General features: G+C 70.7%; 23 protein-coding genes. 15 read left to right on the top strand and 8 right to left on the bottom strand.

Annotated features, from left to right (window positions below):
- The 3 genes from LOK44_RS10320 to LOK44_RS10310 form a co-directional block, all read right to left on the bottom strand.
- The gene (locus LOK44_RS10320; protein WP_237569914.1) at positions 1 to 678 is read right to left on the bottom strand and encodes a cutinase family protein; all 678 of its coding nucleotides are present in this window, start codon (positions 676 to 678) and stop codon (positions 1 to 3) included.
- A 24-nt stretch (positions 679 to 702) separates the two neighbouring features.
- The gene (locus LOK44_RS10315) at positions 703 to 1,326 is read right to left on the bottom strand and encodes a cutinase family protein (protein WP_237569913.1); all 624 of its coding nucleotides are present in this window, start codon (positions 1,324 to 1,326) and stop codon (positions 703 to 705) included.
- 62 nt (positions 1,327 to 1,388) lie between these two features.
- Entirely contained in the window at positions 1,389 to 2,417 is a 1,029-nt protein-coding gene (locus LOK44_RS10310) for an EamA family transporter (protein WP_237569912.1), read from the bottom strand.
- Between the two features lie 102 nt (positions 2,418 to 2,519).
- On the opposite strand from LOK44_RS10310, the gene LOK44_RS10305 reads away from it, so the two are divergent.
- Together LOK44_RS10305 and eccB are read left to right on the top strand one after the other, a co-directional pair.
- A complete protein-coding gene (locus LOK44_RS10305) occupies positions 2,520 to 3,071 on the top strand; it encodes a CGNR zinc finger domain-containing protein (RefSeq protein ID WP_163918905.1) in 552 nt (183 codons plus the stop codon).
- Between the two features lie 49 nt (positions 3,072 to 3,120).
- On the top strand, positions 3,121 to 4,515 hold the full coding sequence (gene eccB / locus LOK44_RS10300) for a type VII secretion protein EccB (RefSeq protein ID WP_237569911.1): 1,395 nt from the start codon (positions 3,121 to 3,123) through the stop codon (positions 4,513 to 4,515).
- Here eccB and mycP read toward each other — a convergent pair.
- Together mycP and eccD are read right to left on the bottom strand one after the other, a co-directional pair.
- Positions 4,477 to 5,805 (bottom strand): type VII secretion-associated serine protease mycosin, encoded by a 1,329-nt coding sequence (mycP, locus tag LOK44_RS10295; protein ID WP_237569910.1) that lies wholly within the window; start codon positions 5,803 to 5,805, stop codon positions 4,477 to 4,479. The genes eccB and mycP overlap by 39 nt on opposite strands.
- On the bottom strand, positions 5,802 to 7,046 hold the full coding sequence (gene eccD / locus LOK44_RS10290; protein ID WP_237569909.1) for a type VII secretion integral membrane protein EccD: 1,245 nt from the start codon (positions 7,044 to 7,046) through the stop codon (positions 5,802 to 5,804). The genes mycP and eccD overlap by 4 nt, the downstream gene beginning before the upstream one ends.
- 165 nt (positions 7,047 to 7,211) lie before the next feature.
- Between eccD and eccCa the strand changes: the two genes are divergently transcribed.
- The 13 genes from eccCa (at position 7,212) to LOK44_RS10225 (ending at position 22,404) form a co-directional block, all read left to right on the top strand.
- Entirely contained in the window at positions 7,212 to 10,820 is a 3,609-nt protein-coding gene (gene eccCa / locus LOK44_RS10285) for a type VII secretion protein EccCa (protein WP_237569908.1), read from the top strand.
- Complete coding sequence (locus LOK44_RS29925; RefSeq protein ID WP_237569907.1) at positions 10,817 to 11,941, top strand: type VII secretion-associated protein; 1,125 nt, start codon at positions 10,817 to 10,819, stop codon at positions 11,939 to 11,941. The genes eccCa and LOK44_RS29925 overlap by 4 nt, the downstream gene beginning before the upstream one ends.
- Positions 11,942 to 12,032: 91 nt before the next feature.
- Complete coding sequence (locus LOK44_RS10275; protein WP_237569906.1) at positions 12,033 to 12,356, top strand: WXG100 family type VII secretion target; 324 nt, start codon at positions 12,033 to 12,035, stop codon at positions 12,354 to 12,356.
- 28 nt (positions 12,357 to 12,384) lie between these two features.
- Positions 12,385 to 12,681 carry a WXG100 family type VII secretion target gene (locus LOK44_RS10270; protein WP_163918899.1) on the top strand — a complete coding sequence of 99 codons (297 nt, stop codon included), beginning with the start codon at positions 12,385 to 12,387 and terminating at the stop codon, positions 12,679 to 12,681.
- A 128-nt stretch (positions 12,682 to 12,809) separates the two neighbouring features.
- Positions 12,810 to 14,102 (top strand): helix-turn-helix domain-containing protein, encoded by a 1,293-nt coding sequence (locus LOK44_RS10265; RefSeq protein ID WP_372481215.1) that lies wholly within the window; start codon positions 12,810 to 12,812, stop codon positions 14,100 to 14,102.
- Positions 14,103 to 14,243: 141 nt separating this feature from the next.
- Positions 14,244 to 15,767 carry an aldehyde dehydrogenase gene (adh, locus tag LOK44_RS10260; RefSeq protein WP_237569904.1) on the top strand — a complete coding sequence of 508 codons (1,524 nt, stop codon included), beginning with the start codon at positions 14,244 to 14,246 and terminating at the stop codon, positions 15,765 to 15,767.
- 161 nt (positions 15,768 to 15,928) lie between these two features.
- On the top strand, positions 15,929 to 17,341 hold the full coding sequence (locus LOK44_RS10255) for an ethanolamine ammonia-lyase subunit EutB (RefSeq protein WP_237570574.1): 1,413 nt from the start codon (positions 15,929 to 15,931) through the stop codon (positions 17,339 to 17,341).
- On the top strand, positions 17,338 to 18,165 hold the full coding sequence (gene eutC, locus LOK44_RS10250) for an ethanolamine ammonia-lyase subunit EutC (protein ID WP_237569903.1): 828 nt from the start codon (positions 17,338 to 17,340) through the stop codon (positions 18,163 to 18,165). The genes LOK44_RS10255 and eutC overlap by 4 nt, the downstream gene beginning before the upstream one ends.
- Positions 18,166 to 18,322: 157 nt before the next feature.
- Positions 18,323 to 18,766 (top strand): 50S ribosomal protein L13, encoded by a 444-nt coding sequence (gene rplM / locus LOK44_RS10245; RefSeq protein ID WP_237569902.1) that lies wholly within the window; start codon positions 18,323 to 18,325, stop codon positions 18,764 to 18,766.
- Positions 18,763 to 19,284 carry a 30S ribosomal protein S9 gene (gene rpsI, locus LOK44_RS29670; RefSeq protein WP_237569901.1) on the top strand — a complete coding sequence of 174 codons (522 nt, stop codon included), beginning with the start codon at positions 18,763 to 18,765 and terminating at the stop codon, positions 19,282 to 19,284. The genes rplM and rpsI overlap by 4 nt, the downstream gene beginning before the upstream one ends.
- Positions 19,285 to 19,409: 125 nt before the next feature.
- Positions 19,410 to 20,741, top strand: a complete 1,332-nt coding sequence (gene glmM / locus LOK44_RS10235; RefSeq protein WP_237569900.1) for a phosphoglucosamine mutase — start codon at positions 19,410 to 19,412, stop codon at positions 20,739 to 20,741.
- Positions 20,742 to 20,785: 44 nt separating this feature from the next.
- A complete protein-coding gene (locus LOK44_RS10230; protein WP_237569899.1) occupies positions 20,786 to 21,088 on the top strand; it encodes a type VII secretion target in 303 nt (100 codons plus the stop codon).
- A gap of 2 nt (positions 21,089 to 21,090) precedes the next feature.
- The gene (locus LOK44_RS10225) at positions 21,091 to 22,404 is read left to right on the top strand and encodes a hypothetical protein (RefSeq protein ID WP_237569898.1); all 1,314 of its coding nucleotides are present in this window, start codon (positions 21,091 to 21,093) and stop codon (positions 22,402 to 22,404) included.
- Positions 22,405 to 22,495: 91 nt separating this feature from the next.
- Here the strand turns inward: LOK44_RS10225 and LOK44_RS10220 are convergent, their stop codons facing one another.
- The 3 genes from LOK44_RS10220 to LOK44_RS10210 all read right to left on the bottom strand — a co-directional run bounded on the left by LOK44_RS10220 (position 22,496) and on the right by LOK44_RS10210 (position 25,995).
- Positions 22,496 to 23,881 (bottom strand): DEAD/DEAH box helicase, encoded by a 1,386-nt coding sequence (locus LOK44_RS10220; RefSeq protein WP_237569897.1) that lies wholly within the window; start codon positions 23,879 to 23,881, stop codon positions 22,496 to 22,498.
- A gap of 186 nt (positions 23,882 to 24,067) precedes the next feature.
- A complete protein-coding gene (locus tag LOK44_RS10215) occupies positions 24,068 to 25,108 on the bottom strand; it encodes an LLM class F420-dependent oxidoreductase (RefSeq protein WP_237569896.1) in 1,041 nt (346 codons plus the stop codon).
- Between the two features lie 41 nt (positions 25,109 to 25,149).
- Positions 25,150 to 25,995 carry a dienelactone hydrolase family protein gene (locus LOK44_RS10210; protein WP_237569895.1) on the bottom strand — a complete coding sequence of 282 codons (846 nt, stop codon included), beginning with the start codon at positions 25,993 to 25,995 and terminating at the stop codon, positions 25,150 to 25,152.
- Positions 25,996 to 26,038: the final 43 nt, after the last annotated feature.

The raw sequence follows: 26,038 nt of genomic DNA, 5'->3' as shown, positions 1-26,038 counted from the left end.
CTACAGCAAACCCGCGATGAAGCCGGCAGCCTGATCGGTTGGCCCGGGCGCGTAGGCGCGGTGTGCCGGGACGCTCTCGCCGTTCAGTTGGCAGACCGGGTCGTCGAAGTTGCACAGGTCGATCGAGCGGCCTGCCCACACCGGGCTGGTGGTCAACGGAAGACCGAGCTTCGCCGAGGGATTGCCGAAGACCGCGATGCCCGCGACGAAGTCCGGGGTGTTGGGCGGCAGCGGGTTGTTGAACCCGATCGCCGGGATCGGCACCGCGGCGATCACGTCGATCACGGCAGCGCCCTGCGAGTAGCCACCGAGCACGAGTCGGGTGGTCGGGCACGCGCCGATCATGTACTGGATGTGGGCACTGGCGTCGTTGGCGCCCGCCGCCGCCGCCAGGAAGTCGTAGCTCGCCGGGTAGTTCACCGCGTACGCGCCGACCGACCGTCCGCCGACCTTCCCGCGCAGCGAGTCGACGAACGCACCACCGATGCGCCCGAGGCCTGGTGCTTCGTCGGTGCCGCGAGCGAACACCACCTCGATGTCCGGACAGTCGGCGGCCGACGCGGTGCCGAGCCCGGCGACGGGCGACGTGGCGGCGACCGGTGTGACGAGCATGGCGCCCGCGGTCAGGGTGGCGGCAGCAACGGCGACGAAGGCACGCCGAACAAGATCAAGGGGCACGCTGAATGGTAACGCCTAAACAGGCTAGACAAGTCCCGCGACGAAGGCGGCGGCCTGCGGGATGAAGTTCGACGACTCGTAGTCCGAGTGTGCGAAGGGGTTGCGACCGCGGGAGCAGATGGGGTCGCCGTCATTGCACAGGTCGATCGCCCGTCCCACGAAGGCGCCGCTGCCGTTGAGCGGGAGGCTGAACTTGGCCGACGGGTTGCCGAACACGGCGACCGCGGCGACCATGTCGTCCAGGTTGGCGGGCAGCGGTGCGGCCGAGCCCACGTCGCCGATCTTGTTGCCAAGCGGCGGGACGCCGGCGAGCATGTCGACCACCGCCGCGCCTTGGGAGTAGCCCCCGAGCACGACCCGGGTGTCGGGGCAGCCCGCGGCGAGTGCCGCGATGCGCGCCGTGGCGTCGTCGGCGCCCTCGGCTGCAGTGAGGAAGTCGTAGGTCGCCGGGTAGTTCACGCCGTACGCCGACACCGTGCGGCCACCGAGTTGCGGTGTCAGCGCGTTCACGAAAGCCTGACCGACCCGTCCGATGCCTGCCGGTTCGCTGGTACCGCGGCCGAAGATGACCTCGACGTCCGAGCAGGCGGGTTCCGCGACCGCTGGTGCGGCGGTCACGACGGCTGCCACCGACGCGACGGATGACACGAGGGCCGCCAGTCGGACAGCCGTTTTGATCGGAATCACGCCGTCATCTTCACATATGGGCGTCAGCTACGCCGAACGCTTTGCTCGATGTCAGGTGACCCGGCCGGTGTCTCCGGCCAGGTGGCGGCCTCGACCTTCTCGGTGCGGTCGCCCTGGCGCGCCAGGGCAAGGCCGACGAGCACGACGGCGCCGCCGATGGCTTGCGTTACCGAGATGGCCTCACCAAGTAGCGCCCACGCGGCCAGCACGGCGAACAGCACCTCGGACAGCCCGACAAGCGAGGCGAAGCGTGGACGTAACCGAGCGATGCCGATGATGCCGAGGGTGTAGGCGATGGCGGTGGGCAGGAGTGCCAGGAGGAGCACCGGCACCACCCATGACGTGTTCCAACCGGCGATGTCGGTCTGGTTGGCGGTGAACGTCATCGGCATCGCACCGGACGCGCCGAGTAGAGCGACGGCAGCGGCACCGACTACCAGACCGCCAGCGGCCAGCGTGATCGGTTCCAGCCCGGTGCCGTCGTCGTCGCCGCCGCCCACCTTGTCGGACATCAGGAAGTAGCAGGCGGCGCAGACGGCCGCGGCCAGACCCCAGCCGACGCCGACGAGGTTGATGTGCGCGCCGGCGAACACGTCGAGGACGCCCATCATGCCGACGATGGCGAGTGCGACCCCGGCCAGGACGAGGTTGCTGGGCCTGCGCCGGGTGGTCGCCCACAGCCAGCCGACGACCAGCAGCGGTGCGGTGTACTCGAGCAGCAGCGCGACGCCGACCGAGAGGTGCGAAACGGCGTTGTAGTAGAAGAGCTGGGCCCCGGCGATCGGTACCAGGCCGTAGGCGATGACGGTCTTGGCGTGCCGGAGTGCCTCGCGGACCCAGTTCGGCCGCATGATGGAGGCGAACACGGCCATCGCCAAGGCGCCACCGGCCAGCCGGGCGGTCACCGCGGCGGTCGGCGTCCAGCCTGCCTCCATCAGCGACTTGGCCAGGGGGCCCGACATGCCGAAGGCGAGTGCGGAACCGACCGCGAACAGGAGGCCGACTCGGAAATGGCCGGCAGTCTCCGTGCGGTCCGATCGGGTCGCGGTCACGAGCCACCTCCATCATCTCGGCGACGGATCCCACGAGCGGGATTGTCATGAGTAAAATCCATGTTGCTCATGACGCTAGCGGGGAAGGGAGTCAGGAGTCAAATGATTTTCAGTCATGACACCGAACTGACCCTGCGCGCGGCATGCGTCCTGATCAACACCGACCGCGTGGACGGGGAACGGCTGGCCGAGATGGCTGCCCTCGACGAGTACCTCGACGGCTTCGGCTGGACGGGGCGCCGGGACCGCGACGACGCCGAACTCGCGTCCGTACGCGGTCTGCGCGAACGGCTCGGCGAGATCTGGGCCGTCGCCGAGGACGAAGAGCGCACCGTGGAGCAGGTGAACGCGCTGCTGTCGGACACTCGCGCCGCACCGTGGCTCACCCGCCATCCCGAGATGCCCGAGTGGCACCTGCACCTCGCGTCGGTCCAGGATCCGCTGTGGCAGCGGATGGGCGCCGAGATGGCGATGGCCCTTGCCGACCTGATCCGCGTCGGGGAGTTGCGCCGGCTCAAGATCTGCGCGGCGTCGGACTGCGAGGCGGTGCTCGTCGATCTGTCCCGGAACCGCTCGCGCATGTTCTGCGACACCGGCAATTGCGGGAACCGGCAGCACGTGGCCGCCTACCGAGAGCGGCGCAGCAAGAATTAGGTGACTCCAGCGGTCACCGCCGCCGGTTAGGGTCGGTGGCGGGGGATCAATGGCCGGTCGTACGTCGTCGTGGATGCAGCTGAGCGCGCAACGCTTTCGCATGCGCCGCCTGGAGCACGCGTTGGTGCGCAGAGACGTTGCGATGCACGATGATCCGCTGCGGTCGCAAGCCCTGTCCTTCGTCGCGGGCGCCGTGCTGGCCACGATCGTCGTCGCGGCCTGCGTCGTCCTGGCCGTCGTCCGACCGCACGGCACGCTGGGGTCGGCGCGGATCGTGCTGGTGCGGGAGTCCGGTGCGCTCTACGTGCTCATCGGCGAGACATGGCACCCCGCAGCGAATCTCGCGTCGGCAAGGCTGATCACGCGCACCGCCGACGAGCCCAGAGTGGTCGGGGAGCGCGCGCTCGACGGCGTCCGGCGGGGCGCGGCCGTGGGGATCCCTGGCGCGCCCGATCCGCTCGGTACGCCGCAGGCCTGGGACGTGTGGACCGTGTGCGACGGGGCCGACACCGTCGTGGCCGCCGGTTCGGGTACATCGCCAGCCGACCGGTTCGACCCCAATCGCACCGTACTCGTCACGCCCCGTGGCGAAGGCCCGGCGCTGACCTACCTGCTCTACGAGGGGCGCCGCGCGAGGGTCGACCTGCGGGAGACCGCCGTCCTGCGCGCGCTGCGACTCGAGCGTGTTGTGCCGCAGCCGGTTTCGCGGGCACTGCTCGACACCGTTCCGGAGGTGGCGCCGATCACCGCGCCGCGCGTCGAGGGGGCGGGGGAGGCGGGTCCGGGCACCGTCGGAGAGCCGGTCGGCTCGGTCGTCCGGGTGCGGGGAGCGGCAGGCGCCGAACACTACGTGGTCCTGGCCGACGGCATGCAGCGCGTCGGTGAGGTGGCAGCCGACGTCATCCGCTTCGCCCGTGCCGAGTCCACCGCCGTGGCACCCGCGGTGGCGCCCGCCGCCGTCGCCGCCACCCGCCTGGTCGACCGGCTGCCGGTGGCGGACTTCCCCGCCCATGCCCGTCCGGTAGCCGGTGCATCCACTGAACTCGTCTGCGCCCGGTGGCGCGTCGGGACCGCGGAAGCATCCTCGACGACGACCGTCCTCGTCGGCGCGGCACTGCCGGCAGACGCCGACACCGTCGCGCTTGCCCAGGCCGACGGTGCCGGGCCGCGGGTCGACCGGGTTCGGCTGCCGCGTGGCCACAGCTCGTACGTGGCATCGACGCCGATTCTCGTACCCGGCGAAGGCACCGGGCCACGGCACCTCGTCACCGACGCCGGCGTGGTGTCCGGGGTGCGCGACGATGCTGCGGCGACGGCGCTCGGGTTGCCCAGCACGCCGGCCGCCGCGCCGTGGCCGGTGCTGGCGTGGCTGCCCCGTGGGCCGGAACTCGCGATCGAGGACGCGTCAGTGGCGCGTGATGCCCCGGTCGACATCCCGGGCTGATCGGTTGCGCGGCAAGAGGACCGCTGCAGCGACGACCGCAACGCAGATGGCAGTGCCCGCGAGGGCCACACCGCGGGTACCCCCGGCCGGGGCCGGCCGGGCCGCCGGGCTTGGCACCCCGACGGGCTGGGCGGGCACGGGTGGCGCGGACCCCGCGCTCACCGCGGCCAGGGCGTCGACGACACCGTGGCCCACCAGCGGGTTCCACCCGGACGACGGCCGCAGTGCGGTGTCTTCGATGCGTTGCATCACCTGGCGGGCCGTGAGTTCCGGTGAGCGGGAGCGGACGAGCGCGGCGACGCCCGCCACGACTGGGGCGGCGTAACTCGTTCCGGACAGCGGTGTCTCACCGGGCGCGCCGGGCACGACGTCGGTCACCCCGTCTCCGGCCGGGGACAGTGACACGACGTCTTCGCCTGACGCGGCGACGTCCACCCAGGGCCCGGCGAGGGTGAACGCCGACGGACGCCCGTCGCGGTCAACGGACCCGACGGTGAGGACGTAGTCGTCGTACCACGACGGGCTCGCCGCGACGCCGACGCCGTCCCAGTCCGGGGTCCCACCGACCGTCGGGTTCTGACCGTCGCACCCGCCGTCCCCTCTGGTATTGCCGGCAGCGGCGACGACCACCACGTTCTTGACGTCGACGGCGTAGGCCAGCGCTGCGCCGAGCGCCTCGTCGGCGATGGACGCGTCCGCCGACGCGCACGCGATGGTCGACACGTTGATCACCGTGGCGCCGGCGTCCGCGGCCGTGCGCACGGCCGCGGCCAGTGTCCGTACGTCGCCGACGCCGCCGGTGGCCTCGCCGGTACGCCGGAACACCACGCTGGACTGCCGGATGGTGAGAATGGCTGCAGCGGGCGCGATCCCGGCGAAGTCGTCGACCGGGGTGGCACCGATGATGCCCGCGACGAAGGTGCCGTGCGCGTCGCAGTCCTCGGTGCCGTCACCGTTCGAGACGTAGTCACCGCCCGGCAGCAGCCTCGGCAGCAGGCGATGCCGGGCGACGCCCGTGTCGATGACGGCCACCGTCTGGCCGGCACCGTCGGCGAGGCGCCACAGCGTCTGCAGCGACGCCAGCGGAAACTGCGGGCGACCCGCCCCGCCCGCGGCGGGATCCACCGTTCGACAGGGTGCACTGCGTTCGGTGGGTGCGGGCGGTGCGGGCACGGCAGCCACCGGCAGGGCGGCGGGGTCGACCGGTGGTGGCACCACGGCGGCCGCGCTAGCGGGTCCGATCGCCAGCAGCAGTGTCGTCAGCGCCGCCATGGGTGCGCATCGCGTCATGGCGCGTACCAGCCGCGTGCCGCCGCGTACAGTCCGCCCACCCAGCACGCCAGGGGGATCACGGCTGCGAGGGCGGCGTATTCGGCCGCGTTCGCGATGCGCCGCACGGCAGGGCCCGGCGCGCGCACCGCGTTGGCGAGGAATCCCAGACCGACGAACACCAGGGCGTAGCAGGACGCCAACGCTGGTTCGGCAACGGCGCACGTCACCAAAGACACAACGGCACAGCACGTTCCGGAGAGCATCGATGCCACCCGCCGCGGCCAGTCGGCATGCGCTCTCGAGCGCAGGCACATGGCGACCGCCACCGCCGCGGTGAACGCCGCCGCCACACCGTCGTGCGACGCAACGGCGACCACGACCGCACCCCCTGCCACCGCAGAGGCGCATCCCGTGGTCAGGCCGTCGAGGATGGTGTGCGCGCGGCAGGCCGCTCGGTCACCGGCGACGTCGGCACTCAGGCCCGACGTCGCCGCGGCGATACGTGCCGAGGCACCCAGCAGCGCGAGCGCGAGGACGACCGTGACGGCACCCACGGTGGGCCCAGGCATCGACCATGCGGTGGCGGCTCCGGCGACCACGGCGAGGATCGCCGAGAACGCCCCGAACGCAACGAGAGTCGGGCTGAGCCGTCCAGTCCACCGCGACAGCACCACCGCCGCAGTGCCTGCCGCAACCGTCGCCAGCAGGACGTTGGCCGCTGCGGGGGCTGCGGGAACGACGAGGAAACCGGCCCCGGCCCACGCGGCGACGGCGGCCGCACCCATGACGTCCCGCCGGAGCGTCACCGCCCGTGCCGTCGCGACGACCGCGGCGGCCACGGTCACCACCAACGACCCAGACCGGTCCGAGCCGACTGCACCGATCCAGCCCGACGCAGCGACGGCGATGACGATCGCGGCGGCGCCGATCGCCGTCACGTCGACTGGAGCAGCCGAGCGAGGATCGTTCGCCGTGACGGCTGCCCGCGCCGGATCCCACGGGCTGTCGTCGGGCAGCCGGGGCGACTCGGACACCAGCAGCAGGACGTCACCGTCGCGGATGCCGTTGTCACTCAGACTCATGTACTCGTCGACCGGCGTACCCGACGGCCGCAGCAGCCGCCACCGACTGCCGTCGACCATTGCCTGCCGGCCTGCCAGCTCGACGATGTCGGGCAGGAACGCGACCACGGGCGACGACGTCGGCAGCACGAGGTCGACCTCACTCGCGGTGTCACCGTCGTCCGCGTGAATGGACAACCAGCACATCGGCATCGGCTCACCCCCCGGTCCGTCTAACCCCCACCATGACGCTAGCCGACCCGGGAATCGCCGCCGCGCACTAAATTTCGACCAGTACCCGATGGAACCGAACGCACTCCAGGCGCGTCTTACGATGCGATGGAGACGATGAAGGCCGGGCGCATGACCGCGCCCCCGATGGACGTCGGCGACGTCGCGGTGGACGCACCGCCCGACGTTCCGCGCGCCGCGCCGGCCAATCCGCTGGCGCGGCTGCTGCCGCTGGTCATGCTCGTCGCCGTCGGCGGCATGGCCGCGCTGTACTTCACGTCGGGGGCGACGTCGCGCGGCCCGACGATGCTGCTGTTCCCGGCGATGATGGCCGTCTCGGCGCTGGGGTCGGTCGTCTACGGCATGCGCGGCACCCGCCGGTCGGCCGAGTTGAACGAGGATCGGCGGCGCTACCTGCGTTACCTCGATGCGCTCGACGACGCGGCGGTGCGGACGGCGCGTGCGCAGCGGTACGGTCTGCACTGGCGCCACCCCGAGCCGTCGGCACTGTGGAGCATGGTCGGCGGTCCGCGCACCTGGGAGCGCAGACCCGGTGACGACGACTTCGGCCACGTCCGCGTCGGCGTGGGCACCCTGGGCCTGTCCACCACGCTCGTCGCGCCGCGCAGCGGACCGGCCGACGACTTCGACCCTGTCACTGCCGATGCGGTGGAGCGCCTGCTGCACCACAGGTCGACGGTCGATGGTCTGCCCATCGCGGTCGACCTGACCGAACACCGCCGCGTCTCGGTGCGCGGTGACATCGACTCGGCCCGTGCCACCGTCCGCGCGGTGCTGTGTCAGCTCGCGACGTTCCATCACCCGGGGGACCTGCGCATCGTCACGGTCTCCCGCGACGCAACCGCGTGGGAATGGCTGAAGTGGCTGCCGCACCAGGGTGGTTGGCACCGGCGGCTCGACGCTGCCCCGCGGCGCGGCGCGCGTCACGTGGTCGTCGTGTCCGACGGTGGCGAGGTGGGCGACGCCGTGGCCGGTGACGGTGTCACCGTGGTGGAACTCGCATCCGATGCCGGAGCCACGGAAGTGCGGATTCTGCTTGGTGACCGTGCCCTGGAGTGCACGCCCGATGGTCTCGCCATGGATGCGGCGATCGTGTGTGCCCGCCGGATCGCCTCGCTCGGCGTCCGCGCCGTGGGCAGCCGCAGCCTGGGCTGGGCCGACCTGCTGGGCATCGGCGACCCATCCGAGTTGGACCCGGTTCGCACCTGGCAGCCCCGCCTCGGCGCACGGCGGCTGCGGGTGCCGGTCGGCGTCGCCGCCGATGGCACGACGGTCGAGCTGGATCTCAAGGAGGCTGCACATGGCGGCATGGGACCACACGGATTGTGCGTCGGCGCAACCGGATCGGGAAAGTCCGAACTGCTCCGGACGCTGGCCCTCGGTCTGGTCGCCACCCATTCACCCGATGCTCTCAACCTGGCGCTCGTCGACTTCAAGGGCGGCGCGACGTTCCGCGGCTTCGAGCAGATGCGTCACGTCGCGGCGGTCATCACCAATCTCGCCGACGAGGCGCACCTGGTGGCACGGATGCGCGACGCACTGGCCGGCGAGATGAACCGCCGACAGGAACTCCTGCGTGCCGCAGGGAACTTCGCGAGCATCACCGACTACGAACACGCCCGCACCACCGGGGTGGCGCTGGCGCCGCTGCCGACGCTGCTGATCATCGTCGACGAGTTCTCCGAACTTCTCACCCAACAACCGGACCTGGCCGAACTGTTCGTCGCGATCGGGCGGGTGGGACGTTCCCTCGGCATGCATCTGCTGCTGGCCAGCCAGCGCCTCGACGAGGGCCGGTTGCGCGGGCTCGAGTCGCACCTGTCCTACCGCATCGCACTCAAGACGTTCTCCGCGGCCGAGTCGCGCGCAGTGCTTGGCACAGCCGATGCCTACGAACTGCCGAATCGGCCGGGCATGGCGTTCCTCAAGACGGCGGACGGCAACCTCGTCGGGTTCCGGGCCGCCTACGTCGCGGCGCCGGCAGCGCCATCGACCGCACCGCGAAGCGAATACGACGGAGTGCCAGCGCTATTCACTGCGGCAGCCAGTCCCTTCGAGACGCCGCAGGCGCCCGCCACGAGCGGCTCCCTGCTCGACGTCGTCGTCGACCGCCTGTCCGCACACGGGCGGCGCGCGCACGCGATTTGGTCGCCACCGCTGACGACCTCGCCGGATCTCGGTGAACTGCTGGCCGTCGTGCCTTCGGCGGACACCCTCACGGTGCCCATCGGCCTGGTGGATCGGCCGTTCGAGCAGCGCCGCGACGCGTTGGTCGTCGACCTCGGCGGGTCGGGCGGCAACGTCGCGGTGGTCGGCGGGCCGCGGTCGGGCAAGTCGACGACACTGTGCACGCTCGCGCTCGCACTGGCCGCCACCCGATCACCAGCCCGGGCACAGGTCTACGGACTGGACTTCGGCGGTGGCGACCTCACCGGGATCCGCGCGCTGCCACACGTCGGATCGGTGGCAGACCGGTTCGAGGCCGACCTCGCGCAACGCATCGTGTCCCGGGTCCACGACGTGGTCCGTCGTCGGCAGTCCCGATTGCGCAACGGCAGCGGGCTCTGGGAGGCCGACGACGATCACGGGCACGTGTTCCTGCTGATCGACGGTTGGGCGACCGCGCGCCGCGAGTTCGAGGTTCTGGAAACATCGGTCACCGAACTCGCGGGGCAGGGGCTCGCGGTCGGCGTCCACGTCGTGATCGCGGCGTCGCGGTGGGCCGACCTGCGACCCGCGCTGAAGGACCAGCTGGGAACGCGCATCGAGCTGCGCCTCGGGGACCCCGCTGAGTCGGAGATGCACCGCGCGAAGGCCAAGACGCTGGTTGGCCGACCGGCAGGCCGCGGGATCACCCAGGACGGCCTCGAGCTGGCGATCGCCCGGCCGCGGCTGGATGCCGGCGATGGCGACGCGGCGCTCGCGACGGCCGGTGTCCGCCTGGCCGAGCGGTACCCCGGGGTGCATGCGGCCCCGGTGCGACTGCTCCCCGCGCGGGTCGATGCGGCCGAGATCGACTGCGGCCGAGCATCTTCGTCGGTCGTGCCCATCGGCATCGGGGACGACGATCTGCAGCCGCTCGCGATCGACTTCGGCGACCGGGCGCACCTCGTCGTGATCGGTGAACCAGGTTGCGGGAAGACCTCCGTGTTGCGCACGCTATCTCACGCGGTCGCGCGGGATGCCGAGATCGTGGTCGTCGATCCCCGGCGCGCTCTGCTCGGCGTGCTCGACGACGATGGCGCGACCACGCGCTACGCGGCGTCGGGGGATGCCGCGCGGGCGCACGTCGCCGACCTCGCCGCCATGCTCAGGGGTCGATTTCCGGGACCGCACGTCACCCAGCGGCAGTTGCGCGAGCGGTCTTGGTGGTCGGGACCGGACGCGTGGGTGATCGTCGACGACTACGACCTGGTGGCCGATGCCGCGTCGGGCAATCCACTGGCGGCCCTGCTCGACTTGATCCCGCACGCAACCGATCTCGGGTTGCACGTCGTCATCGCGCGCCGGTCGGGCGGCGCGGCCCGCGCAATGTTCGATCCGGTGCTGGCACGGCTTCGCGACCTCGGCGCGATGGGCCTGATGATGAGCGCCCGACCCGACGACGGTCCACTGTTCGGCGCACTGCGGCCCTCGCCGCAACCGCCGGGTCGCGGCGTCCTCGTCCGACCGGGCAGTCCCGATCGACTGGTCCAGGTCGCGTGGACGGAACCACCGTGACGGCCGCACGCGTCGTCCTGGTCGGTCCGAACGACGTCCGCAGTGCGCACCCCTTGCCTCCCGAGGCCGCCGAGGAGGCCGTGGCGTGCATCGACGACCGATACGCGGTGGTCGACGACGCCGTGGTGTCCGTCGACGACCTGTGGACCGATCTGCTGCGTCGCGCAGCGGGCCCGTCGCCCGGTGAGGTGGAGTTGGTCGTGCCATCCTGGTGGCCGTCCCGACGAACCGACCGGGTCGCGGCCGCTGCAGCACGCGCCGGTCTCGAGCCGCGCGTACTGAGACGTTCAGACCTGCTGCGCGACAACGTTTCCCGCGTCGTCGAGGTAGCACCCGAGCTGCTCGTGGTGCATCCACCGCACGGGATCCCCGACGTCGTCGCGAGGGTGGCGGATACCGCGGTGGTCGTCGACGCCGTCGTCGGCCTGCTGCGCCACGGCGGTCCCGTCGTCGTCGACGATCCGGTGGGGGAGTTGGGCGCGGTGATCGCCGAGCGGCTGCGGGCACGACAGTTCGAGGTGGTCGAGTTCGGCGACGCGAGCCTCGTGGACACGGCGGCGCACACACGCCCGGCCGATGACCGTCCAGCCACCCGCGGGCGGTCTCGGGCGGTGGCAGCCGTCGGTGCGGCGGCCACGGTCGCCGCGCTCGTGACGGCCAGCCTCTGGCCGTCCGTTCCCGAGCGGTCACCCCTACGGACGTGGCTCGTGGAGGGTCGCGTGACGCTGGAGGTTCCCGCCGACTGGGTGACCGAGCGAATCGTGGACGGACCGGGATCGGCGCGCGTGCGGGTGTCGGCGCCGGACGACCGCCGCCACGCCATGCACGTCACCCAGTCCCCGGTGCCCGTCGGACAGTCGCTGGACGCGGCGGCCGAGGTGGTCCGCACCGCGCTGGCCGAGCAGCCCGACGGGGTCTTCACCGAGTTCGAGCCGTCGGCGACCCTCGCCGGCCTGCCCGTCATCACCTACCGCGAGGACCGACCGGATGCCCGGGTGCAGTGGACGCTGCGACTCGACGGCCACGTGCGCATCGCCATCGGTTGCCAGGGGAAGCCGGACGTACCAACGCCGGACGAGCACTGTCTGCACGCGATCCGCACGGCACGCGAGTGGGCCTGAGATTCGCACGCAGACAATGGAACCGATCGTCAGGCTACCGCGTCTTAACTCTCGAGGTCCCAACTTCCAAGACCGAAACGAAGGGAACATCATGACCAACCCCACCGGCGGCGCGCTGGCCACCGACCTCGACCTGATGGTCGCCGTCGCCAGCCGCATCGACGCACGCAACGACGAGGTGCGGGCCATGCTCGGGTCGTTCATCGGCCAGATGACGAGCGTCCCGGCATCGGTGTGGGGTGGAGCGGCGGCCACCCGGTTCGCCGGCGTGGTCGAGCGCTGGCACGCCGAGTCCGCGACCCTGCAGACCGCGCTCGCCCGCATCGCGGAGACCATGCGGCTCAACGAACGAACGCTGCGCGAAGCCGCCGACACCCACGCCGACGGCATCGCGGCCGCGACCGCGTCCCTGTGACACCCAACCTGACCAGAATGGAGCACCCGTGGACCCGGTTCTGTCATATGACTTCAGCCAGATCGAGCACACCGTCCGACAGCAGATCCACGCCACGTCGGCCCGGTTCAACGCTGCGCTGGACGACCTGCGCGCCCAGATCGCCCCACTGACCGCCGTGTGGACCCGCGAGGCGGCCGAGGCCTACCGCATCGAACAGGCGAGGTGGGACCAGTCGGCGGCAGCACTCAACGACATCCTGTTCCGCCTGGGCAACGCCGTTCGAGACGGCGCCGACGACGTCGCGGCCACCGACCGCCGCGCAGCCACGGCCTGGGGCGCCTAGCCCCGGCCCGCAAACCCCTGGGCGGTTTCGGAGGTGGAGAGGACCTTCGGAGCCGCCCAGTGCGGGCTGCGGCTGCGTTACGCTGGCAGCACGCGTGTCACCAGCGAAAACGGGCACGCGCCAGGAGCGTGATCGCCGTGGCCGACCAGGCAGCCCGCCGGGGAGATGACCCGTCGTCGCGATTGGCCGTGCGCGCAGTACACGATCTCTTCGTCGCCGGGCAGATCGACGCCAGCCACCTCGACACCGTGCCCGTGCGCAGGGTCGTCGCCGAGAGCTGGCAGCGCAGCCTGGCCACCGGCGTCGACCCCGATCGCGGCGGCGCCGAACAACCGGCCACCCGCACACTCGACGAGCTGCGCGCCAGCCACCCGCTGGCACCGGCCCTGCCGGTGATCCGCAGGCTGCTCGTCCGCGACGCCTCCGAGGCGGGCGTCGTCGTCGCGGTGACCGCCGCCGACGGAACCCTGCTGTGGGTCGAGGGTGATCCGCAAGCGTTGCGACGGGCCGAGGCGATGAACTTCGCCGCCGGCGCCGACTGGAGCGAGCGACGGGCGGGTACCAATGCGCCGGGCACCGCGCTGGCCCTTGATCGCGAGCTGCAAATCCATGGCTCCGAACACTTCTCGCGCATCGTGCAACCGTGGAGCTGTACCGCGGTGCCCGTGCACGACCCGGTCACCGGCCTGCTGCTCGGCGCCATCGACCTCACCGGAGGCGCGGAGGTCGCCACGGCGCAGACCCTGGCGCTGGTCCGCGCGACCGCCGTCGCCGTCGAGAACCACCTCGCCCTGCTCGCGCTGACCCGTCAGATCGCGCCGCCCACCACCCGGCCGCGGCTCACCGTGCTCGGCGCGGACCGCCCGCGGTGGACCGTGACCGTCGCCGACGGCCGCTCGCACCCGACGACTCTCACGGGCAGGCACGCCGACATCCTGGTGCTGCTGAGCCGCCATCCCGAAGGCGTCAGCGCCGACCGGCTCGCAATGATGTTGAACGACAACGACCTCGACGCCGTGACCATCCGGGCCGAGGTCTCACGACTGCGCCGCGTCATCGGTGCCGACTGCGTGGCCTCGCGCCCCTACCGCCTGCTCGCCCCGGTCGACTCCGACGCCGCCGACGTGCTCGACGCGTTGCGCCGCGGGGACGTGGCGGCCGCGATGAACGCCTACCCCGGCGAGCTGCTCCCGCACTCCGTCGCGCCTGCCATCGCCCGGCTGCGCACCGAACTGTCGACGAGCCTGCGCGCGGCGGTGCTCGCGACGGGCAGCCTCGCGCTCCTGCGCCGCTGGCTGGACTTGCCCGAGGGCCGCGACGACCGCGACGGCTGGCGCATCCTGCACGACAGCGCCCCCGATTCCTCGGAGCGGGCGACGGCCCGCGGACATCTGGCGGGCCTCGACCTCGACATCGGCTGACGACCGCACGTTTCGTCCGATGCAACCGTGCTGCAACGGTCGATTCCGTACCGTGAGTGACGGAGGACACACTCCGCCTCGCCGTGGGCGCAGGTCGCCCACGCGACGACGAGAGCCACTTTCATCAACGCAGGAGAAGACATGACCGAGTACGCGCGCCCCGGCGCCGAGGGCGCCCTGATGTCGTTCCAGAGCCGCTACGAGAACTACATCGGCGGCGAGTGGGTCGCACCCACCAAGGGCCAGTACTTCGAGAACCCGACGCCGGTGACCGGCCAGACGTTCTGCGAGGTTGCCCGCTCCGACGCGTCCGACGTGGAGAAGGCGCTCGACGCCGCGCACGCCGCCGCACCCGCGTGGGGCAAGACGTCGCCCGCCGAGCGCGCGGTGATCCTGAACAAGATCGCCGAACGGATCGAGGAAAACCTCGAGTCGATCGCACTCGCCGAGTCGTGGGACAACGGCAAGCCGATCCGCGAGACGCTCAACGCCGACATCCCGCTGGCCGTCGACCACTTCCGTTACTTCGCGGGTTGCATTCGCGCGCAAGAGGGTTCGCTGTCGCAGGTCGACGAGGACACCGTCGCCTACCACTTCCACGAGCCGCTGGGCGTCGTCGGCCAGATCATCCCGTGGAACTTCCCGATTCTCATGGCCGTCTGGAAGCTGGCCCCGGCGCTGGCCGCGGGCAATGCAGTCGTGCTCAAGCCCGCCGAGCAGACCCCGGCGTCGATCCTCTACCTGGTGTCCCTGATCGGTGACCTGCTGCCCGCCGGTGTGCTGAACGTGGTCAACGGCTTCGGCGTCGAGACCGGCAAGCCGCTCGCGTCGAGCAACCGGATCGCCAAGATCGCATTCACCGGCGAGACCACCACCGGCCGGCTGATCATGCAGTACGCGTCGCAGAACCTGATCCCCGTGACGCTGGAACTGGGCGGCAAGAGCCCCAACATCTTCTTCTCCGACGTCATGGCCGCGGCCGACGACTACCAGGACAAGGCGCTCGAGGGCTTCACGATGTTCGCGCTCAACCAGGGCGAGGTCTGCACCTGCCCGTCGCGCAGCCTCATCCAGGCCGACATCTACGACGAGTTCCTCGCCTTGGCCGCGATCCGCACCAAGGCCGTGCGCCAGGGCGACCCGCTCAACACCGAGACGATGATCGGCGCGCAGGCGTCCAACGATCAGCTCGAGAAGATCTTGTCCTACATCGAGATCGGCAAGTCCGAGGGCGCGCAGATCCTGACCGGCGGCGAGCGCGCTGAACTCGGCGGCGATCTCAACGGCGGCTACTACGTCGCGCCGACGATCTTCACCGGCAACAACAAGATGCGGGTCTTCCAGGAGGAGATCTTCGGCCCCGTCGTCGCGGTCACCTCGTTCACCGATTACGCCGATGCGATGTCCATCGCCAACGACACCCTGTACGGCCTTGGCGCCGGGGTGTGGAGCCGCGACGGCAACACCGCCTACCGCGCCGGACGCGACATCCAGGCAGGCCGCGTGTGGACGAACTGCTACCACCAGTACCCGGCACACGCTGCGTTCGGTGGCTACAAGCAGTCGGGTATCGGCCGGGAGAACCACAAGATGATGCTCGACCACTACCAGCAGACCAAGAACCTGCTGGTCAGCTACAGCAACAAGGCGCAGGGCTTCTTCTAACCCACGGCTTCCAAGCCGCAGCACGACGATGCCCCGGCGCGACGCTCGCGCCGGGGCATCGTCATTCCGGTGAGCGCCCGGCCAAATTCAATGGTTCAATAAAATACCTTTAAAAATCCGGGCACGAACCGCGAATGAGGAGTCTCGATGGCGGTAAGCGGATGAGGTTCCGCCAACACCTCGCGGGCGTCACCTACGAGTTCGACGGCCTCGTCGAGCTGATGGCCAAGGCCACCCCGCTGCGCTCCGGCGACCAGCTCGCCGGCTGCGCGGCCGAACACGACGCCGAAAGAGCCGCTGCGGCGTGGGTTCTCGCGGATCTCCCGCTGACCACGTTCCTCTCCGACGTCGTGGTGCCATACGAGACCGACGAGGTCACTCGGCTAATCATCGACGGCCACGATCAGGAGGCGTTCGCGCCGATCCGCTCGCTCACTGTGGGCGGGCTCCGGGACTGGCTGATGGACGCCGCCTCCCGCGACGACGGCGCGGCCCGCGTCGCCGCGATCTCGCGCGGCGTGACGCCGGAGATGGCGGCTGCCGTCTCGAAGATCATGCGCAATCAGGACCTGATCGCCGTCGCTGCGGCCACGCACGTATCCGCGGCGTTCCGCACCACGGTCGGCATCCCGGGCACGCTGGCCACCCGACTGCAGCCCAACCACCCCACCGACGACCCCCGCGGTATCGCGGCCGCCGTCCTCGACGGGTTGCTGCTCGGCTGTGGCGACGCCGTCATCGGCATCAACCCCGCCACCGACTCACCGCACGCGACGGCCGATCTGCTGCACCTGCTCGACTCGATCCGGGCGCGCTACGACATCCCCGCGCAGTCCTGCGTGCTGTCCCACATCACGACCACCATCGGGCTCATCGAGGACGGCGTGCCCGTCGACCTCGTCTTCCAGTCGATCGCAGGCACACAGGGCGCGAACTCGGCCTTCGGCGTCGACATGGCGCTGCTGCGGGAGGGCGACGCCGCGGCCCGCTCACTGCAGCGCGGCACCGTGGGCGACAACGTCATGTACCTCGAGACCGGCCAGGGCTCGGCGCTCAGTTCCGGTACCCACCTGGGCGCCGGCGGCAAGCCCGTGGATCAGCAGACGCTGGAGACCCGCGCCTACGCGGTGGCCAGGGAACTGCGACCGCTGCTGGTCAACACGGTGGTCGGGTTCATCGGTCCGGAGTACCTCTACGACGGCAGGCAGATCATCCGCGCCGGTCTCGAGGACCACTTCTGCGGCAAACTGCTCGGCCTGCCGATGGGCGTCGACGTCTGCTACACCAACCACGCCGAGGCCGACCAGAACGACATGGACACCCTGCTGACGCTGCTCGGTGCCGCGGGCGTCGCGTTCGTCATCACGGTGCCCGGCGCCGACGACGTCATGCTCGGCTACCAGAGCCTGTCGTTTCACGACGTGCTCGTGGCGCGCCGCACGCTCGGATTGCGGCCGGCGCCCGAGTTCGACGCGTGGCTGCGCACCGTCGGGATGGTCGACGACGCGGGTCGGCTGACGCCGTTCGACGCCAACAGGTCACCGCTGCGCTCGCTGACGGCGGCACACCGGTGACCGCCGAACTGCCCGCCGTCCAAGAGTTCTGGGACGAGCTGCGCAAGACCACGCAGGCCAGGATCGGGTTGGGTCGCGCGGGAAACGCGCTGCCCAGCTCCGAGGTGCTCGCGTTGGCGGCGGCCCACGCCGCGGCGCGCGACGCCGTGCACGTGCCGCTCGACGTGGAGGGTCTGGCCGCCGAGGTCCGCGAGATCGGCATCGGCGACCCGGTGCTGGTGACCAGTAGGGCGACGTCACGCGAGGAATACCTGCGCAGGCCCGACCTGGGCCGGCTCCCGGCCGAGGACGCGGAGGTGCCGCACGTCGGCGCTGACATCGGCTTCGTCCTCGCCGACGGGCTGTCACCCACCGCGCTGCGGACGCACGGCGCCGCGCTGCTGGCCGCGCTCGTCGCCCGGCTGGGGGACCGGCACACGCTGGCGCCTCCGGTGATCGCGACGCAGGCCCGCGTCGGCCTCGGTGACCACATCGCCGCCGCGGCCGGTTACCGGACCGTCCTGGTGATCATCGGCGAGCGGCCCGGTCTCTCCGTCGCAGACAGCCTCGGCATCTACCTCACCCATCTCCCACGGGTCGGGCGACCCGACGCCGACCGCAACTGCGTCTCCAACATCCACCCGCCGGGGGGATTGGGCTACGACGAGGCCGCGCGGATCGCCGCGAGCCTGGTCGCCGGGGCGATCGAACTGGGGCGTTCCGGCGTCGCACTGAAGGACACGTCGCGTGGAGCAGCGATCGATGGGGGCCACCCTCCGCCTCAAGCGGTGGTCTCGCCGACCACCACGGCGGGTTCCGAACGAGGGCTCGATAGCGCGTTTTGACCTGCGCTGATGGGCCCGGGTAAGCTGCCTCGTTGGCGTGTGCAGGCTTGCCGGAACCTTGGGTCTCCGTCGGTCGCCAAGGCATTTCAGCGCACACGTCGCAGACCGGCTCCCGGCTAGAACCGGGGATCAACCCGAGAGAAGAGAAGGTAGCGCTGTGCCTACGTACACGCCGAAGGCAGGTGACACCACGCGTTCGTGGTACGTCATCGACGCCACGGACGTCGTGCTCGGCCGGCTCGCCGTCGAAGCAGCCAAGCTGCTCCGCGGCAAGCACAAGCCGACGTTCGCGCCGAATGTCGATGGTGGCGACTTCGTCATCATCATCAACGCCGAGAAGGTCGCCATTGGTGGCGACAAGCTCACCAAGAAGTTCGCCTACCGCCACTCGGGTTACCCCGGTGGCCTGCGCAGGCGCACCATCGGCGAGCTGCTGATCAAGCACCCGACTCGCGTGGTCGAGAACGCGATCGTCGGCATGCTCCCGCACAACAAGCTGAGCCGCCAGGTGCAGAAGAAGCTCAAGGTGTACGCGGGTCCGACCCACCCGCACTCCGCCCAGCAGCCGATTACGTTCGAGATCAAGCAGGTGGCCCAGTGACCGAAACGACCGACGTGACCGAGGCTCCCGAGGCGACTGACGTCCCGGAGACCACCGAGGGAACGTACGTAACCGAGTCCGCCGACACCGGCGCCGCCGAAGAGGCCGCTCCTCGCGAGCCGATCTACATCGACCGCCCCATCCAGACCGTCGGCCGCCGCAAGGAGGCCGTGGTGCGCGTGCGCCTGTCGCCCGGCACCGGACAGTTCAACCTGGACGGCCGCAGCCTCGAGGCGTACTTCCCGAACAAGGTGCACCAGCAGCTCATCAAGGCGCCGCTGGTGCTCGTCGACCGTGTCGACTCGGTCGACATCTTCGCCCACCTCGATGGTGGCGGCCCGTCCGGCCAGGCAGGCGCGCTGCGCCTGGCGATCGCCAGGGCGCTGATCATCGTTCAGCCCGACGATCGACCGGCGCTGAAGAAGGCCGGCTTCCTCACGCGTGACCCGCGTGCCATCGAGCGCAAGAAGTACGGCCTCAAGAAGGCCCGTAAGGCACCTCAGTACAGCAAGCGCTGATCTTCGTTTCGCTGTGACCGCAAGCGTGCGCGTCGTGTTTCACTCGACGCGCACGCTTTCGGCATTTTGGGACGAGATCCCGCAGACGGTTTGCCTTCATGCGTACGCGAGGAGCGGATTGATCCATGGCTCGACTGTTCGGCACCGACGGCGTTCGTGGCGTCGCCAATCGCGACCTGACCGCAGAGCTGGCGCTGGCCCTGGGCTCTGCGGCCGCCCGGCAGCGAGCCTCCGGCCGGGCCCGCCGCCTCGCCGTGGTGGGGCGGGACCCCCGTGCCAGCGGTGAGATGCTCGAGGCCGCGGTCATCGCCGGCATCACCAGCGAGGGGGTCGACGCGCTGCGCGTCGGCGTGCTGCCCACACCGGCGATCGCCTTCCTGACCCACGCCTACGACGCGGAGTTCGGCGTGATGATCTCGGCGTCGCACAACCCGATGCCCGACAACGGCATCAAGATCTTCGGTCGCGGCGGGCACAAGCTCGACGACGCCACCGAGGACCGCATCGAGGACCTGGTGCGCAGCGGTCCGGGGACCCGTCCCGTCGGGGCAGGCATCGGCCGCGTACTCGACGCCCAGGACGCGCTGGACCGGTACCTGCGGCATGCCGCAGAGGCCGTCACCGTCCGCGCCGACGGTCTCACCGTCGTCGTCGACTGCGCGCACGGCGCCGCGTCCACGACCGCGCCGAGCGCGTACCGCGCCGCCGGTGCACACGTCATCGCGATCAACGCCGAACCCAACGGCCTCAACATCAACGACGGATGCGGCTCCACGCACATGGAAGTCCTGCAGGAGGCCGTCGTGACCCACGGTGCCGACCTCGGCCTCGCCCACGACGGCGATGCCGACCGATGTCTGGCGGTCGACGCCGCCGGGAACGTCGTCGATGGTGACGCCATCATGGTCATCCTCGCGTTGGCCATGCGCGACGCGGGCGAACTGACCGGCAACACCCTGGTCGCCACGGTGATGAGCAATCTCGGCCTGCACGTCGCGATGCGGGAGGCCGGCATCGACGTCCGCATCACCGGCGTCGGCGACCGCTACGTACTCGAGGAGCTTCGGGCAGGCGGTTACGCGCTCGGTGGCGAGCAGTCCGGCCACGTGGTGATCCCGGCGCACGGCACCACCGGCGACGGGATCGTCACCGGACTGCGGTTGATGTCGCGGATGGCGCAGACCGGCGCAACGCTGGCTGCCCTCGCGGAGCCGATGCACACCATGCCGCAGGTGCTGATCAACGTCGCGGTGAACGACAAGACCACCGTCGCCGACGCCCCGTCGGTGCGCACCGCGGTCTCCGAAGCGGAGGCCGAACTCGGTGACACGGGCCGAATCCTGCTGCGCCCGTCGGGAACCGAACAGGTGGTCCGCGTGATGGTCGAGGCCGCCGACGAGGACACCGCGCGCATCCTGGCGGCCCGGGTTGCCGAATCGGTCAGTTCACAAACCTGATCTCCGATGGAACCAGACGGCCCGCCGCGGCGTCGAACTCCTACATGGGACACCTCGATACCGCACGGGTCGACGTCGCGACGCTGCATGACGCTGCCCGCGGTTACGACGCCGTCGCCGACGCCGTCGCGCATGCCCGCACCCACCTGGCACGGCTGACGTTCGACGGTGCCGTCGCCGGTCGCTCGCATGCCGTGCGAGGTGACGCGCTGCGCGGCGCGGTCGACCGGATCGACGACGGGATGCGCCGATGGGCCGAGGCCACTGCCGCCGTCGCCGCCGCGCTGCGCAGTTCGGCCGACCGCTACGTCGCCGCGGACGCTGACGCCGCCCGGCGGTTGGGCTGACGATGGCCGACGTCACCGCACGCCTCGCCGAGGGGTTTCCTGCCGTTGCGAACGCAGGCGAATACGTGACGGCGTGCTGCCGTCTGGGCTTCTCGGGGCTGACCAGCGACACCATAGCCGACTGGTACGGCACCGAGGAGGGGCTCGAACTCGCTGCGTTGCAGGCTGATTCCAATGCGCTGAGTGCGGCGGCCACGGCGGCTGACGAGGCGGCCAGACAGCAGGCGGAGTTGACCTCCCGGCTGGCGGGCGCCTGGCAGGGCAGTGCGGGCGCCGCCGCCCACGGCTTCCTGCTGGGGCAGGCCGCGGCGGCCGATTCGGTTCGGGACGCACTGCGTACCGCTGCGATCGCGACGTCCACCCTGCACGACGATCTGGCGGGCGCCGTCGACGCCAAGGTCGACGCCGCGCTCGCCATCGACGACCGCGTGGCGGGACGGCGGGCCGAGTGGCTGGATGCGGCGGGCACCGTGCAGACCGGTGCGGGTGACGTGGTGTCGGCGAGCGAACTCGTCGACGCACAGGTGAAGCCGTTCGTGGCCGACGACATCGGTTCGGACCTGATGTCGCGGTTGCGTGCGTCGTTCGATCACGTGACCGCAGCGTTCGACGCCGCGATCGCCCGGCTCGAGGCCTGTCCCGCTCCGACCTTCGACGCACCCGCGGCCCCGGCCGGCGCAGCGACGCCTGCCGCCCCGGCGGCGGCGCCGCCCATGTCCGCTGCCTCCGTGCCCGCCGCACCTCTCGTCGAACCGACGGCACCCGCCGCTGCCGTGCCCGCCGCACCTGTCGAGCCGCCCGCCGGACTGCCCGCGGCGGGCGGTCTCGGTGGCGGGATGCCGTCGCTCGGGTCGGCGACGTCGGGTCTGGGTGGCCTGGGTCAGCAGTTGGCGGACATGATCGGCGGGCTGTTCGGCGGTGGTGCATCGGGTGCCGGGGTGCCGGACCTGGAACCGCCGGGTCTCGAGCCGCCGGATCTCGAACCCAAGGACGAGGACGACGAACGCCAAGATGAAGACGCCGACGACGAGCATCTCGAAGACGTTGACGAAGACGAGCCAGCTGACGACACATCGGTCACCGAACCGACGGCCGAGGGCGTAGCCGCCGCCCCGGCGGAGGGTCCCGCCGAAACCGTTGCGGCCGAGGGTAGTTCGCCCGACGTGGCACCCGTCGCACCGGACCGCGCAGCGGAGGTACTGCCGCCGCCGCCGCCGACGCCTCCGGTACCACCGCCGGCCCAACCGGAGGCGCTCGCCGCGGAGCAGACGCCGTGCGAGATCGCCGCCGAGGAATTGCCGAACGTCGGGGGATGAGTGCCGGTCCGAGAGACGAACGTGGGGCCTGCGCACTGATCTGCAAGAGATCTGCACGCAGACCCCACGGTCGACGTCGTTGCGGTGAGGCCTAGCGGCCGCTGGCCTGTCGGCCTGCGCTCTGGTGGCCACCGCCGTGACGGCTGCCGCCCTGGCGACCGCCGCCGCGCGAGGACCCGGCGGCCGGCGCCCGCCCGCGACCCGAGCCACCGCCGCCGCGCGGACCGCGCGACCGGCGGGGACGATCCGACGAAGGCTGCATGTTGCGCTGCTCGTCGGTCTCGGGTGCGGTGAGGGCGATGCCTCCGGTGAAGCTGCGCTCGCCGGGTGCGATCTCCTGCAGCACCGGGTGCGTGCCGCCGCGGAACTTGGTGACGGTCGCGTTGACGCCTGCCTTGCGGGTGAGGCTGCGGACGTCGGACACCTGATCGTCGAGCATCAGCGTCACGACGGTGCCGTCGGCACCGGCGCGGGCGGTACGGCCCGAGCGGTGCAGGTAGGCCTTGTGCTCGACCGGCGGGTCGGCGTGGACCACGAGGTTCACGTCGTCGACGTGAATGCCGCGGGCGGCGATGTCGGTGGCGACCATGACCGCGGCCGTGCCGTCGGAGAACGCCGCCAGGTTGCGCGTGCGGGCATTCTGAGACAGGTTGCCGTGCAGTTCGACTGCGGGCACGCCGGCCGAGTTCAACTTTCGCGCAAGGCCTTTGGCGCCGTACTTGGTGCGCGCGAACACGATGGTCCGGCCCGGCGACGCGGCGAGGTCGGTCAGGACGTCGAACCGCGATGCGTTGTCGACGTGCAGGACGTGGTGCACCATGGCGCTGACCGGCGACTGCTCGGAGTCGACGCTGTGCACGATGGGGTTGTGCAGGTAGCGCTTGACCAGCACGTCGACGCCGCCGTCGAGAGTGGCGGAGAACAGCATGCGCTGCCCGTTCTTGGGGGTGCGGTCCATCAGGCGCTTGACCGGGGGCAGGAAGCCGAGGTCGGCCATGTGGTCGGCCTCGTCGAGGATGGTGATCTCGATGGCCGACAGGTCGGCGTGGCGGGACTGGACGTGGTCCTCGAGACGGCCGGGGCAGGCGATGACGATGTCGACGCCCCTGCGCAGCTTGTCGATCTGCGGCTGCGCACCGACGCCACCGAACACGATGACCGAGTTGAGGCCGGTCGCGGCGGCCAGCGGGGCCAGCGACGCCTCGATCTGGGTGACGAGTTCGCGGGTGGGGGCAAGGATCAGCGCGCGGGGCTTGCCGGCCTTACGGGGCGCCGGGTTGGCGGCGAGGCGGGCGACGAGCGGCAGGAGGAAGGCGTAGGTCTTGCCCGAGCCGGTGCGGCCGCGGCCCAGGACGTCACGGCCTGCGAGGGAATCGGGGAGCGTCGCAGCCTGAATGGGGAACGCTTCCTCGATGCCTGCGGCGGTGAGGGTGTTGACGACGGCCGTGGGCAGGCCGAATTCACTGAAAAGGGGCATGGTGGTGTGAAAACTCCGAAAGTCGAATGGTCGTTCTGCCCGGCGCGGGTTTCCGCGGCGCCAAGATCTGGTCTCGGTGTGAACGAACGAGAAGCGGCAAAAGGCAGAACTGACGATGCCGCTGCGACCACTCTATCCGACGGACGGTGCGGCCCCCCAATTAGGAGACGCGCATCACCCCGGCGGCTACTTCGCGAGCGCGACCAATTCCTCGACGTAGCGCACCTGTTCCCGGGCTTCGGCGGCGAGTGGGTGCACCAGCAGCGTCGTGACGCCGGCCTCGGCGAATGCGGCGAGTCGCTCCTTCACGAATCCGCGGGGACCGATCAGGGAGACGTTGCGCACCAGGTCGTCCGGGACGGCGTTGATCGCCTCGGCCTTCTGCCCCGCGAGGTAGAGGTCCTGGATGCGGTCGGCCACGTCGCCGAAACCGTACCGGGTGGCCAGCGCGTGATAGAAGTTCTTGCCCCGCGCGCCCATGCCGCCGATGTACAGCGCCAGTTGGGGTTTCGCCCACGCCAACCGATCCTCGACGTCGTCGCCGATGGCCAGCGTCGCCGAGACCATGACGTCGAGCGGTCCGAGTTCCGGGTCGCGCTTGGCGAATCCGGCGCGCAGTGCGTGACCGAACGCCGCATCGGCCTTCTCCGGGTAGAAGAACACGGGCTGCCAACCCTCGGCGATCTCGGCGGTCAGTTCGACGTTCTTCGGCCCCAGCGAGGCGATGGCGATCGGAATGCGTTCGCGCACGGGATGATTGATCAGGTGCAGCGACTTGCCGAGGCCGGTGCCGCGGTCGCTCGGCAGCGGAACCTGGTAGTGCTTGCCGTCGAAGTTCACGTTCTCCCTGCGCCACACCTGCCTGCAGATCTCGACGACCTCCCTGGTGCGGCCCAGCGGCGCGTCGAACGGAACCCCGTGGAAGCCTTCGACGACCTGCGGGCCGGACGTGCCGATGCCCAGCCGGAAGCGGCCGTCGGACACGTAGTCAAGCCCGGCGGCGGTCATCGCCAGCAGCGACGGCGTGCGGCTGTAGATGGGGACGACGCCGGAGCCCAGCTCGATCCTCGAGGTCTTGGCCGCGAGGTAGCCCAGCTGGCTGATGGCGTCGTACGAGTAGGCCTCGGCGACGAGCGCGATGTCGACGCCCACCTTCTCCAGTTCGACGACTTGGTCGGCGGCCTCGCGGAAGCCGTCGGCGTAACTGAGGAAGATGCCTGTGCGCATGGAAGATGTATAGCACCAACCGGTTGGTTGGTCGATCCCCGTCAGGGCTTGAGAAGGGTGACGACCTTGTTCTCCAGCGCGACCGGGTCCTCCGAGAACGGATCGAGCACCTCGGTGTTCGGCAGTGCGACCTTCGGATCGCTGAACTCCAGGTAGGTCTTGTCGCCGTTCAGCTGGTTCAGCAGGTACCCGGTGAGCAGGGCCCGCACGATCTCGTGCGTCTCCTTGTCCGCACCCGGGAGGCCGACGACCCGAGCGATCCGCCGTCCCTCGATCAAGCCGCCGGCCTTGACGTTCTTGGCGGCGCGCAAGGTCGAGTCCGGCCACACCCTGGCCAGTTCGGTGGCGTTGGACCGAAGCGACATCGGGTCGCCGGGATCGGCCAGGATCAGGCCGGGCACGCGCAGGTTGCGTGCGGGCTCGATCGTCGGAGGGCTCGTCACCGACGGAAACAGTGCGACGACGGCGCGCATCCTGTCCGGCATCCCCGCCGCGGTGAACACCGCAGCCGAACCGCCGAAACCGTGTCCGACCACGCCGAGCTTGCGGGGGTGGACGCTGATCTTGCCGGTGCCCAGCCGCACCCCGGAGACGATGTCGAGCGTCGTCCCGAGGTCGAAGGCCAGGTTGAGCACCGACGGCGCGACGCTGCGCTCGGTGTTCGGGGCCGCTGCGACGATGCCCCAGGACGCCAGGTGCTCGAGCAGGCCGTGGTAGCGGTCCGCGGCGGCGAGCCAGTCGTGGCCGAACGCGATGGCCGGCAGGTTCAGCCCCTTCTCGGGGGTGAACACCGACCCGGACAGGCCGGCGAACGCCAGGTCACCGCGCAAGACGCGGTGTGGGCCCCGCCGGGTCAAGGAAGCGAACAGCTTCTTGGTCTTGGCCACGCGATGACGTTATCGCAACGGGTTCGACGCGGCCTGCACGCAG

This window comes from Mycolicibacterium lacusdiani, from assembly GCF_021916785.1.
GTDB lineage: Bacteria > Actinomycetota > Actinomycetes > Mycobacteriales > Mycobacteriaceae > Mycobacterium > Mycobacterium lacusdiani.
Note: the sequence above shows the minus strand (reverse complement) of the source record. Positions and strands in the feature narration are given on the sequence as shown.

Coding starts and splice junctions, on each gene's coding strand:
- LOK44_RS10215 (WP_237569896.1), bottom strand. CDS start 25,108: ATGCGCACAGGCATCTTCCTCAGTTACGCCGACGGCTTCCGCGAGGCC.
- eccCa (WP_237569908.1), top strand. CDS start 7,212: ATGACCGCGCCCCCGATGGACGTCGGCGACGTCGCGGTGGACGCACCG.
- adh (WP_237569904.1), top strand. CDS start 14,244: ATGACCGAGTACGCGCGCCCCGGCGCCGAGGGCGCCCTGATGTCGTTC.
- LOK44_RS10275 (WP_237569906.1), top strand. CDS start 12,033: ATGACCAACCCCACCGGCGGCGCGCTGGCCACCGACCTCGACCTGATG.
- glmM (WP_237569900.1), top strand. CDS start 19,410: ATGGCTCGACTGTTCGGCACCGACGGCGTTCGTGGCGTCGCCAATCGC.
- LOK44_RS10230 (WP_237569899.1), top strand. CDS start 20,786: ATGGGACACCTCGATACCGCACGGGTCGACGTCGCGACGCTGCATGAC.
- eccB (WP_237569911.1), top strand. CDS start 3,121: ATGGCCGGTCGTACGTCGTCGTGGATGCAGCTGAGCGCGCAACGCTTT.
- mycP (WP_237569910.1), bottom strand. CDS start 5,805: ATGACGCGATGCGCACCCATGGCGGCGCTGACGACACTGCTGCTGGCG.
- LOK44_RS10220 (WP_237569897.1), bottom strand. CDS start 23,881: ATGCCCCTTTTCAGTGAATTCGGCCTGCCCACGGCCGTCGTCAACACC.
- LOK44_RS10225 (WP_237569898.1), top strand. CDS start 21,091: ATGGCCGACGTCACCGCACGCCTCGCCGAGGGGTTTCCTGCCGTTGCG.
- LOK44_RS10255 (WP_237570574.1), top strand. CDS start 15,929: ATGAGGTTCCGCCAACACCTCGCGGGCGTCACCTACGAGTTCGACGGC.
- LOK44_RS10305 (WP_163918905.1), top strand. CDS start 2,520: ATGATTTTCAGTCATGACACCGAACTGACCCTGCGCGCGGCATGCGTC.